Source organism: Aquimarina gracilis (genome assembly GCF_035285365.1).
GTDB classification, from domain to species: Bacteria; Bacteroidota; Bacteroidia; order Flavobacteriales; family Flavobacteriaceae; genus Aquimarina; species Aquimarina gracilis.
The window spans coordinates 258,395-270,585 of the sequence record NZ_JAYKLX010000004.1; the positions used below are offsets into that span (position 1 = coordinate 258,395).

General features: G+C 35.1%; 12 protein-coding genes. All 12 read left to right on the plus strand.

All coding sequences use genetic code 11. From position 1 onward, the window contains the following. Window positions 1-28 precede the first annotated feature (28 nt). The 12 genes from U6A24_RS09690 (at window position 29) to U6A24_RS09745 (ending at window position 11,806) form a co-directional block, all read left to right on the plus strand. Window positions 29-223, plus strand: a complete 195-nt coding sequence (locus tag U6A24_RS09690; RefSeq protein ID WP_324179765.1) for a hypothetical protein — start codon at window positions 29-31, stop codon at window positions 221-223. Further along, entirely contained in the window at window positions 216-2,900 is a 2,685-nt protein-coding gene (locus U6A24_RS09695) for an ATP-binding protein (RefSeq protein WP_324179766.1), read from the plus strand. The genes U6A24_RS09690 and U6A24_RS09695 overlap by 8 nt, the downstream gene beginning before the upstream one ends. A gap of 36 nt (window positions 2,901-2,936) precedes the next feature. Next, complete coding sequence (locus tag U6A24_RS09700) at window positions 2,937-3,299, plus strand: response regulator transcription factor (protein ID WP_324179767.1); 363 nt, start codon at window positions 2,937-2,939, stop codon at window positions 3,297-3,299. 313 nt (window positions 3,300-3,612) lie between these two features. Continuing rightward, on the plus strand, window positions 3,613-5,520 hold the full coding sequence (gene acs, locus U6A24_RS09705) for an acetate--CoA ligase (protein ID WP_324179768.1): 1,908 nt from the start codon (window positions 3,613-3,615) through the stop codon (window positions 5,518-5,520). 9 nt (window positions 5,521-5,529) lie between these two features. Continuing rightward, window positions 5,530-6,027, plus strand: coding sequence for a DinB family protein (locus U6A24_RS09710; protein ID WP_324179769.1), 498 nt, complete (start codon window positions 5,530-5,532; stop codon window positions 6,025-6,027). Between the two features lie 45 nt (window positions 6,028-6,072). Beyond that, window positions 6,073-6,450 carry a DUF7079 family protein gene (locus tag U6A24_RS09715; protein WP_324179770.1) on the plus strand — a complete coding sequence of 126 codons (378 nt, stop codon included), beginning with the start codon at window positions 6,073-6,075 and terminating at the stop codon, window positions 6,448-6,450. Window positions 6,451-6,997: 547 nt separating this feature from the next. After that, on the plus strand, window positions 6,998-8,221 hold the full coding sequence (locus tag U6A24_RS09720) for a S8 family serine peptidase (RefSeq protein WP_324179771.1): 1,224 nt from the start codon (window positions 6,998-7,000) through the stop codon (window positions 8,219-8,221). A 254-nt stretch (window positions 8,222-8,475) separates the two neighbouring features. Continuing rightward, window positions 8,476-8,892: a hypothetical protein gene (locus U6A24_RS09725; protein WP_324179772.1), complete on the plus strand. Its 417-nt coding sequence runs from the start codon at window positions 8,476-8,478 to the stop codon at window positions 8,890-8,892. 112 nt (window positions 8,893-9,004) lie between these two features. Further along, window positions 9,005-9,682, plus strand: a complete 678-nt coding sequence (locus U6A24_RS09730; protein ID WP_324179773.1) for a hypothetical protein — start codon at window positions 9,005-9,007, stop codon at window positions 9,680-9,682. Between the two features lie 112 nt (window positions 9,683-9,794). Continuing rightward, the gene (locus U6A24_RS09735; protein WP_324179774.1) at window positions 9,795-10,604 is read left to right on the plus strand and encodes a helix-turn-helix domain-containing protein; all 810 of its coding nucleotides are present in this window, start codon (window positions 9,795-9,797) and stop codon (window positions 10,602-10,604) included. A gap of 72 nt (window positions 10,605-10,676) precedes the next feature. After that, window positions 10,677-11,261 carry a hypothetical protein gene (locus U6A24_RS09740; protein WP_324179775.1) on the plus strand — a complete coding sequence of 195 codons (585 nt, stop codon included), beginning with the start codon at window positions 10,677-10,679 and terminating at the stop codon, window positions 11,259-11,261. Window positions 11,262-11,263: 2 nt separating this feature from the next. Next, a complete protein-coding gene (locus U6A24_RS09745; RefSeq protein WP_324179776.1) occupies window positions 11,264-11,806 on the plus strand; it encodes a DUF4287 domain-containing protein in 543 nt (180 codons plus the stop codon). Window positions 11,807-12,191: the final 385 nt, after the last annotated feature.

Consider the following 12,191-nt stretch of genomic DNA (forward strand, 5'->3'; position numbering starts at 1 on the left):
TCCTAAATTTATAAGGTAATAAGGTACAATGAAGAAAAGACATCAACAAAAGCTTATTCTAATTTCTGTAGTGTTGTTTTTACTATGGAATGTACCGTTGGTATTGATTTTTGATCAGTCCGGCGAAATTTTTGGATTTCCGATGATCTATTTCTTTATTTTTCTAATTTGGATATTGGCTATTATCATTTCATTCTTCATTTTATATAGGCATTATGAATAATTATCTATTGATATCAATCATTATTGTCTATTTGGTTTTTTTATTTTTAATTGCCTTCTGGGCAGAAAAAAACTCAAAAAGCAAATGGGTAAATAACCCATATATTTATGTGCTGTCTTTGGCGGTTTATTGTTCTGCCTGGACTTATTATGGAAGTGTAGGTATTGCTTCACAATCTGGAATTAGTTTTTTGACAATTTATCTGGGACCCGTAATTTCATTGCCATTATGGATACTTGTAATGCGTAAAATAATACGTATATCCAAACAACATAAAATTTCGAGTATCGCAGATTTTATATCCTTACGCTATGGTAACAATCGCTTTCTTGGTGCTTTGGTGACTGTAATTTGTGTATTTGCTATTGTACCTTATATTTCTTTACAGTTGAAAGCAATTTCTGAGACCTTTGAAATCATTACAGACGAAACTAGTTATATTTCTACCACAGTATTAGACGATTCTACGTTTTACATTGCTGTAATGTTAGCCATTTTTGTAGCTTTTTTTGGGACCCAGGCGACCGATGCATCTCAGCGTAGAAAAGGTATAATGACGACTGTAGCTGTAGAATCAATCTTGAAACTCGTTTTTTTCCTGGTCGCCGGTGTATATGTTACATTTTATTTGTTTGACGGAACATCAGATATCTACCAACAAGCATCACAATTAGAAAACTTTGAAAAAATAACCTCATTCAATGGACTCGAATCTGGTTTTAATTGGATGTTTACCATCATGCTTTCGTTCTTTGCGATTTTTTTATTACCAAGACAGTTTCATGTTGCTATTGTAGAAAATGATAGAGAACGGTATTTAAAAAAAGCAATATGGATGTTTCCGTTGTACTTACTTCTGTTCAATATATTCGTTATTTTTATTGCATGGGGAGGAAACCTTACCATTACCGGTAACGTAAATCAAGATTATTATACCCTTCTTTTACCGTTGCAGAATAATAACATAGTACTGGCAATGCTGGTGTTTTTAGGAGGGTTTTCTGCGGTCATCTCAATGGTTGTGGTTTCTACATTAGCACTATCAACAATGGTGAGCAATAATCTGATTATTCCTTATGGATTTTTAGATAAGTTCATACAGGGAAACCCAGAAAAGAATGCTAGTTATATCAAGAGTATTAGACGGATTTCGATATTTTCATTAATTATCATTGCTTACTTCTTTTACATTAATTTCTCTTATGAATTGTCATTGTTTTCAATTGGGCTTATCTCTTTTGCTATTATTGCACAACTGGCTCCTTCGTTTTTTATAGGGTTATTCTGGAATCGGGGTTCTGCCAAAGCAGCAAAAATAGGGATGGTTATCGGTGTTTTAACTGTGGGATATACCTTAATTCTTCCTTTTATTGTTAATGTACTTACAGGAAATAACTTGTTTGTAGAAAAAGGCCCATTGGGTATAGAGCTATTAAAACCGTATGCACTGTTAGGAATAGATTTTCTTGGTCCCGAGGCACATTCTTTTTTCTGGAGCATGTTTTTAAATACGTTTAGCTTTCTCACAATTTCATTACTTTCAAAAGGAAATTATAGAGAGCGCAATTATGCCGAAATGTTTGTAAACAGTAGTAATTATACCAATTTACAAGATGGAGCATTTGTTTGGAAGGGAGAAGCTTATGTTTCTGATATAAGAAATATGTTAAACCGGTTTCTAGGAGAAGAGCGCACAGAAAGAGCATTGCACCTGTTTAATGTAAAATACGGGATTTCTAAAGAAGAAGAAATGGCCGATGCAAGGTTGATTAATTTTTCTGAAAAGCTTCTTACGGGAAGCATTGGTAGTGCATCTGCCAGAATTTTGATAGGTAGTGTTGCCAAAGAAGAACCCGTAAGCCTTCTTGAAGTATTAAAAATACTGGAAGAATCCAAAGAGACTATAGCCATCAATAAAGCTTTAAAGGAAAAATCAGACGAACTCACGAAACTTACCGAACAGTTGAAAATGGCCAACACAGAACTCTTGGAACAAGATCGCATAAAAGATGAGTTTTTGGACACGATAGCTCATGAATTAAAGACGCCCATTACATCAATAAAGGCGGCATCAGAAGTATTAACCGACGGAGACGAAATGCCTCAAGAATTGCAAAATAAATTCTTAGAAAATATTGTAACAGATTCTGATCGCTTGGCAAGATTAATTCACAATATTCTCGATCTCGAGAAGCTTTCCAATGGTCGGGATCAATTAGAAATTCAAACAAATCAAATCGATAAAACCATTGATAAAGCTATTAACGGGGTGTCGCAAATTGCAAGCAATAAAAAGGTTGAAATTATTCATAAAAATGGTAAAGATTTGATTGCTAGTTATGATGAAGATCGCATGCTTCAGGTATTAACCAATTTATTGTCCAATGCACTTAAGTTTTCTGAGCCCGAAAAGGGAAAAATTAAGGTTCTTGCTCATCAAAAAAAGAATAAAATAGAAATAGCCGTAGAGGATAATGGAAAAGGAATACCTAAGGAAGATATTAACTATATTTTTGATAAATTTTACCAATCAAAACATCAAAATGTAAAAAAACCGGTAGGCAGCGGTTTGGGATTGGCCATTAGTAAAAAAATCATAGAGAGCCATAATGGTAAAATATGGGTCGATAAAAAATACAATAAAGGAGCACGTTTCCTCTTTACAATACCAAAATAAATAGCCTCAAATACCAATGAACAAAGAAATTATTATATGAAGAAGATATTAATTGTAGATGATGAGCCAAATATTGTAATGTCCTTGGAATATACTTTCAAGAAAAAGAATTACGAAGTATTTATAGCTCGCGATGGAGGAGAAGCATTACAAATTGCAAAAGATATGATACCCGATGTGGTGCTGCTGGATATTATGATGCCCAATGTGGATGGATATGAAACGCTGAGGCAAATAAAAAACAATAAAGATCTCAAAGACACCAAAGTTGTATTTCTTTCTGCAAAGAATAAAGCAGCAGATATAGAAAAAGGCTTACAAATGGGTGCCGATAAGTATTTGACCAAACCTTTTTCGGTAAAGAAATTGGTGGCAGAAATAAACGAATTGTTGAATTAACTTTTTTGAAGTTGTGCGCAAACAACCCATGTTTAATTTAAGTATATAAAAATGAAACTACGATTAAAACCCTTGGCATCAGACATCTTTATAAGTGTGTATGCGATAATCTCTTTATACCTTAGGTTTACGCTAGAGAATCAGACCCATATAAGTCCTATAAACTCTATTGTTATTGGATTTTGTTTTGTGGTGATTTTATGGGTATTGATCAAATTAAAATTTCTAAACCCCAATTGGTTTGGTCTTTTTAAAAAGAAATAGAATATAGATAATTTGAATACAGAATAAAAATAAATTAAAACCAACAAAAATGAGCAACTATCACATAAAACATCTTGAAGAATATTATCAAGTATATCGAAAATCGGTTCGGGACCCAGAGACCTTTTGGGCAGAAGTAGCCGAAGAACACTTCATGTGGCGCAAAAAGTGGGATAATGTATTGAGCTGGGATTTTACCAAACCAGAAATTAAATGGTTTGAAGGGGCACAATTAAACATTACCGAAAACTGCATCGATCGCCATTTGCGTAATCGAGGACATAAAACTGCAATTCTTTTTGAACCCAATGACCCTGCTGAAGATGCGCAGCATATAACCTATAAACAATTGCATGAACGTGTGTGTAAATTTGCCAATGTATTGAAGGAACAAGGAATCAAAAAAGGAGATAGAGTATGCATATACCTGCCAATGATTCCCGAATTGGCAATTTCGGTATTGGCTTGTGCACGAATAGGGGCGATACACTCGGTCGTTTTTGCAGGTTTTTCTGCAACGGCACTTTCGACACGAATCAATGACTGTGATGCCAAAATGGTAATCACATCAGATGGATCTTATCGTGGCGCAAAAACGATAGATCTCAAAGGTATTGTAGATGAAGCGTTGGAAGACTGTAACGGAGTGAAAACAGTATTGGTTGCAAAGCGCATTGGATCGGATATTAATATGAAAAGTGGTAGAGATCATTGGTTACAACCTTTACTCGATGAAGCTTATAAAGATTGCGTGCCCGAAGTAATGGATGCCGAGGATCCTCTATTCATCTTATATACATCGGGTTCTACCGGAATGCCAAAAGGAATGCTTCATACTACAGCGGGATATATGGTATATACGGCTTATACGTTTAAAAACGTTTTTCAATACCGCGAGGATGATATTTATTGGTGCACGGCCGATATTGGATGGATTACCGGACATTCATATATTGTTTATGGCCCGCTGGCCAATGGAGCAACCACCGTAATGTTCGAGGGAGTACCTTCATACCCAGATTTTGGACGTTTCTGGGATATCGTACAGAAACATAAGGTAACACAATTTTATACGGCACCTACAGCCATTAGAGCTTTGGCCAAAGAAAACCTGGATTATGTTACCAACCACGATTTATCAAGCCTTAAGGTATTAGGAACTGTAGGAGAACCTATTAATGAAGAAGCCTGGCACTGGTATAACGATCATGTTGGACGTAAAAAATCGCCTATTGTAGATACCTGGTGGCAAACCGAAACAGGAGGAGTCATGATCTCGCCTATACCATATTCTACACCAACCAAACCAACCTATGCCACTTTGCCAATGCCAGGAATACAACCCGCTTTAATGGATGAAAATGGTTTAGAAATTAAGGGGAATCAGGTCGATGGACGATTATGTGTGAAATTCCCCTGGCCATCAATGGCGAGGACCATTTGGGGAAATCATCAACGTTACAAAGACACATATTTCTCGGCCTTCGAAAATAAATATTTTACCGGCGATGGTGCTTTGCGTGATGAGGTAGGGTATTATCGAATTACAGGTAGAGTAGATGATGTGATCATCGTTTCTGGCCATAACCTGGGTACAGCACCCATCGAAGATGCTATTAATGAGCACCCGGCCGTTGCAGAATCTGCTATAGTAGGTTTTCCGCATGATATTAAAGGAAATGCACTCTATGGTTATGTTATTTTGAAAGAGACCGGAGAGTATCGTGATCGAAATAACTTAAGTAAAGAAGTAAATCAACAAATCACAGAACGTATAGGGCCAATTGCCAAACTGGATAAGATTCAATTTGTACCAGGGTTGCCTAAAACTCGTAGCGGTAAGATCATGCGAAGAATTTTACGTAAAATTGCTTCAAAAGATACGAGCAATTTAGGAGATACAAGTACACTTCTCAACCCCGAAGTAGTAGAGAAGATAATGGATGAAGCTTTATAATTCTTTACTATGCAAATTAATAACATAGAAAGCTTTCTTGGGTACTATTCTAAAATTAAGAATAGAACCCAAAGGCTTTTTGATTACATTCCGCCCGATAAACTAGAATGGACCTATCTTCAAGGAAAGTTCACTATTGGTGATATCATAAGGCATTTGGCAAATATAGAGCGATATATGTATGCAGAGACTGTTCAGTTTAAACCAAGTAAATACAAGGGTTGCGGAATCGAATTTGCAAAAGGATTTGAAGAAGTAAAGGCTTATTACAATCGAATGCATGAAGAATCTATGCAGATATTCGCTCGGCTTTCTACAAAGGACCTTCAAAAAAAGTGCAATACACCGGCCGGAATAGAAATTACGATTTGGAAATGGTTACGCGCTATGGTAGAGCACGAGGTACATCATCGAGGGCAATTGTATATGTATTTAGGGATGCTGGATGTTAAGACACCACCTATTTTTGGGTTAACTTCAGAAGAAGTAGCTTCAAATAGTAAATGATTTAAGGCTATTTCTAATTATATAACAAAGGTTTTAATTTATTTCATGAAATCGAACATTAATATTTCTGAGAGAAAACCAGTATGGAAGGCATTATCTGAGTTGTACCTGGATAATGAACTCCAGGATTCTACGTATAGCTATATGGTGGCTAAGTTTGTGAAGAGTCCATACGATTTCAACGAAATTAAATACATCAATAGATATGAAGTATTTCCGGTGTTGTATCGTAACCTGTTAAGTGTAGCCGGGGAGTGGGCAGGCTTCGAAGAACAATGGTTGATCAGGACTATAACAAATAGATTTAACAAAAAAAATCTATGGACTACGCTTAATGATAAGGCCGCCTATTTTTTATATCATAAAATGTATAAAAAGGATTGGGAGATTTTGAAAGCGGTTTATGATCAAACAAAAAACTAGAGGTTTCCAAACGTATCGTACTAAAATTAACGGGAAGTTATAATACGCCAACAGACGGGCAAAATCTTAAACCAAATCATACAGTATCATAAATGCACTCTAAATGATATTTTTGTTAGATAGTTTGCATAGCTTTTACCTTTTTTATAAGTGCAAAATAGGCCTGATAAAATGATTTTGTAGAATAAAAATTAAAGATTTTCTCATAGGCTCTCTAAAATTCAAACTTGATTTAAGTTAATTAACAGTTAATAAAAAGTTAATCTTTAATTTTGATTAATCAACTATAATTTCCCCGTACCCTAATACCTTCATTATTTGTTTAACGCTCTGATATTCAATAATGCAACACCATTGCATTATTGAATATCAGAGCGTGTTTTATCTAGTTTAGGGGTGAGTAATATAAGTGTAACCCTCTGTAAACTATGTTTTTACCGTATTTCTTTGTTAGAATTAATCTATACTTTTGAGGAATTAGTTTTATGAGATCTCAATAATAGTAATTCCAACTTAAATTAATTGTTTAACACAAAAATCAAAAACAATGAAAACTCAACTTAGGATTTTAAGTACAATCACAGTCTTTTCTTTTCTCTTTTATAGTTGTGAAAAAGATACTGATGAATTCACAGATGTAGAAACCGGACTTGAAATAGAGGCTTCAGGAAATATAGGTGCAGATCAGGCTATACCTGGAGAGTATATAGTAATTTATAACGAAAATAGATCTATGTCCGGGGAAAGTGCCAAAATGCAGGCGAAATCCCAACAAACATTATCAAAATATTCAATCGCAAAAAGTAATATAAAACAAATTTATAGTAATGCTATTCAAGGTTTTGCAGTTTCGAACCTGACTGAAAAACAAGCAGAACTGCTTGGAAACGATCCCGAAGTAGCATTTATAGAACCAAACTATATCCACAAGTTGGATATAGAGATGGGTAAACCGGTAAGTGCGCTTCCTGCGACGGTACAAAATAAAGACGCTACCAAGGACTCTCAGCTTCCTAATGGAGAATTTTTACCTTGGGGTATAGAACGAGTAGGAAGAGCTAACGGTAGCGGTAGAACCTGCTGGATTATTGATAGTGGTATAGCGCCACATAGTGATCTAAGTATAGATAGTAATCGAAGCAGAAGCTTTGTAGGCGGATCCTGGCAAGATCAAAACGGACATGGAACTCACGTAGCAGGAACCGTTGCTGCAAGAAATAATGGCTCGGGAGTTATTGGCGTGGCTTATGGGGCGACCGTAATTTCTGTTAGGGTATTAAATGCTCAAGGAAGTGGTGCTACGTCAGGTATTCTTTCTGGTGTAGACTATGTAGCAAGTAATGCAGGAAACGGAGATACCTGGAACTATAGTGTAGGATTCCGTAACCGATTTACTTCTCAGGCCATTGATGATGCATTTAGAAACCTGGAAAGTAGAGCAATTGGCGCTATGGCAGCGGGGAATAGTAATGACGACACACAATTTTATTCACCCCAAAGATTACGTACAGGTAACTCTTGGTGTGTTGGTAATATGGTACGTGGCGATGCTCCTGCAAGCGGTTCAAACTTTGGAAGAAGTGTAGATCGTTGGGCTCCGGGTACCGCAGTATGGTCCACTTGGTTAAATGGCCAATTTAATAGGATTTCTGGTACTTCTATGGCATCACCGCATGTAGCGGGAATATTATTGTTAAGAGGTAACAGTACAGGAACAGATGGATCGGTAAGTAAAGGTGGATATACCGCTCCTATAGCTACCTTAAATTAAACAAATAATCTTATATTTATTGCTAGAGGCTGGATTCATCCCAGCCTCTTTTTGTATTGTCACTAGAAATTAGAGAAAACATATCTTTACATATATAATTAGGAATGAACCACATCATAAAGGGCAATTGTATATGTATTTGGGCATGCTGGATGTTAAAACACCACCCATTTTTGATTTAACTTCAAAAGAGGTGATCTTAAAGTAACTAGGAGAGCAGTACCAAACTGTTTTAAAAGAAGAACAAAAGTAGTATGAGGGATTTAATTAAATTGGCAAGAGTACAATTAATTACACTGGTCCCTTTCATTTTTTTTAAAGCCGTTAGACCATATGTTTTAAAAAATGATTATCCCGAATTTGCTAACATCTTTGTATTATCATTCCCCAACTTTTGCGAAGGGATTATAGGTGTTATGACAGTAACCATGATAAGTTTGGTCATACATCATAAGTTGGGCTCTTCAAAAATATCTATATCAGAAAACTATATTTATATAATAGCAACCCTACTATCTGCAGTATATGTCCTTTTACAAGAATTTAGGATTCATAATTTAGGAGGTAATAATGTGTTTGATCCATATGATGTAGTATTCTCGATTATTGGGTTGATAATAGGATACATTCTATTAATTAAGATAAAACCTCGCTTTAGGAATACTGAATGATGTTTTTAGGCATCTGTAATTTCTTTAACATTACGTTATATTCCCTCTTTATTCAAAATAGGTATCTTCATACCACATATCCTTTATTAATGTTAGTCCAAAATTCATATCTATGGAGAGTGTTTCTATGTTTATTATGATCATGTTTATATTAACGACAATAGCTACACTTTGGTTGTTTTATGTGGCTAGTCATGAAAACAAAAAAGTAGTACTTTCAATTTTAATATGGGCGGCCTTTGTAGGTGTTTTGGGCGTTTTAGGGTTTTATAAGGTAGTAGATGCAATACCACCACGGTTTGTCTTTTTATTGGGACCGGTTACATTGTTTGTTTTGTTGCTGTTTATGACCAAAAAAGGAAGACGATTTATAGATTCATTGGATTTAAAATGGTTAACATTACTTCATGTGGTGAGACTTCCCGTCGAGGTCGTATTACATGCTATCTTTTTAAGTGGTTTGATTCCCGTATATATGACATACGAGGGGTATAACTTTGATATTATTTCAGGGATAACCGCTCCGCTTGTATACTATCTGGTTTTTGTTAAAAATGTATTGGGTAATCGTTTCTTGTTATTTTGGAACTTTGTATGCCTGGCGCTGCTACTTAACATACTTACTATTGCCGTTTTAAGCGCTCAAACTCCCTTTCAGCAATTGGCTTTTGAACAACCTAATGTGGGAGTCACTTATTTCCCATTTGTTTGGTTGCCTACCGTTATTGTACCCATTGTTTTGTTATCGCAATTGGCAAGTATTAGAATGTTATTATTGTCAAAGAATTAAAACCAGATAATATGTTATTCAATTTAATTCATTAAATATCAAATTAATAATTATCTTAAAGGTTCTTATATAACCCAACAAACATTTAGTATTGATATTTGAAACGCATACATTGCCAACTTCACTAGAAGATTATGTAGAATCCATTTTCTATTTTAAAGGCTTTCAACCCGATCACTCTATAGAGCGTGTTGTTCCTACGGGACACCTTTTTATTATTTTTGAATTGGACGGTATAGAGAGAAATACGTTTGATAACCAAACTTTAGCAGTTAATGAAACCTTCAGGAATGTTTGGGTTTCTGGAATGCATAAAAATTATCTCTCTATCTCTGCTCATCAGGATTCTGAGATGTTTGTTATACAGTTTAAACCTGCAGGAGCATTTCCATTTTTTCATATTCCGATTCATCGGCTCAATAACACAGTAATTTTGGCACAAGAGATTTTTGGAGATGAGATAGTAACACTACGAAAACAGATTCTGAAATCTGAAACAGTTGTCACCAAGTTCGATATTGCTACACAATGGCTTTTAGACAGGTTTGATACTACTAAAATACCTGAAGCGGCTCTTATTTTAATACTAAAACAACTGCAGGAGAACTCTTTATCTACACATACTACTATAGTGAAGACGTATTCAAAAACTCAAAAGCATTTAATCAGTCAGTTTAAAAAATATTGTGGATTAACACCAAAAGTACTACATCGTATTTTTAGATTTAATCAAATGTTACAGCAAATACAGGCACAACAGAAAATAACATGGTCGCAAATAGCATATCAATTTGGATATACCGATCAATCTCATTTCATTAAGGAGTTTAATGAATTTTCGGGGTTCAATCCACAGGAATTTATTGAAGCAGATCATCATAATAGTGAACCTAATTTTTTTCCACTAGATAGACAAGGTTAATTTTTTACTATCTTGACTAATACTCATTTCTTTAATTTGTAAAAATTAAAATTTAACTAAGTATTTGGCCGTATGAAAAAAATAGTATTTTTCTTGGTGGCATCACTCTTTCAATTGTCTGTCTATTCTCAAGGTGCGAATGATGAAATGGAAAAAAGAGTGCATTCAAAAATAGATTCTACCCAATCTCAAAATCTTGTTTTGATTCAATCTTTTGAAGTTAACGCAAGTTTGGATAAATGTTGGGATGCCTATTCAACAAAAAAAGGCTGGCAAAGTTGGGTTGCACCTTTGGCAGAAGTGAATTTTAAAATTAATGGACTTATAAAAACCAACTACAGTAAAAATGGTTCTATAGAAGACCCTTCAACCATACGTCTTCATGTCATTAATTATATTCCAAAGAAGATGATTACACTTCAGGCGGAATTAAGCAATAATTTCCCAGAATTTATGAAGAAAGATGCCAAGGATCTGTTTAATATTGTTCATTTTGAAGAATTGGATAAAGGTTTAACCAGGATTACTTCATATGGGATAGGTTATAAAAATAATCCAAAGTACCTGCAACTTATGAAATATTTTATCTCTGCCAATGAAAAAGGGTATATGCAACTTATTTCTTATTTGGAGACAGGGCAATCAACAAAATTTTAGTTATGGATAAAGCATTACAAACAATGATCGACAATATGCCCGAAAAAACAGGCAAATCATTGCAGGAATGGAAACAAATTTTGATCACTAAAGCTTTTGCAAAACATGGAGAAGCAGTGAAATTTTTGAAAGAAGAACATGGGGTTACTCATGGATTTGCCAATACCATTGTAGCCCTATCCAAAGAAAACAACGATACCCCCGAAGATTTGGTCACCAATCAATACAAAGGAAAAGAAGCATTGTTGCCCATCTATAAAAAACTTCTTGAAATAGTGGATACATTTGGTACCGATGTGGTAAAGACACCCAAAAAGACAAGTGTAAGTATTATTAGAAAGAAACAGTTTGCATTGATCAAACCGGCTACCAAAACCCGAATAGATCTTGGACTAAAACTTAAAGATAAACCTGTAACAGATCGTTTGGGTAATTCTGGCCCGTTTGGTACCATGTGTACACATCGTGTACAAATTACTTCAATCAGCGATATTGATAATGAGCTTATAGCATGGTTACAAGAAGCCTATAGTAAAGCGAATTGAGTTTAAAGAGAAATAATATCTGTTCAATGTAATGTAATTACTGGCCCCGTTACGTTTTTATGTGCTCCCGTAAGATACATTACCCTTCCTGGCAATATACAAACCCTCCCTGTTGATTAAAAAGCAATCCCCGTTTGGTATTTTAGTGTTCCCGTAGGGTTACAACTGTTCCCTGTGGATATACATATCCTCCCCGGGAGTATATTTCTTTTTCCTGTAAGATGTAAAAGCTGTCCCGGCAATATATAAAGCCTCCCTGTTGATTAAAAAGCAATCCCCGTTTGGTATTTTAGTGTTCCTGTAGGGTTACAACTGTTTCCTGTGGATATACATATCCTCCCCGGGAGTATATTTCTTTTTCCTGTAAGATGTAAAAGCTGTCCCG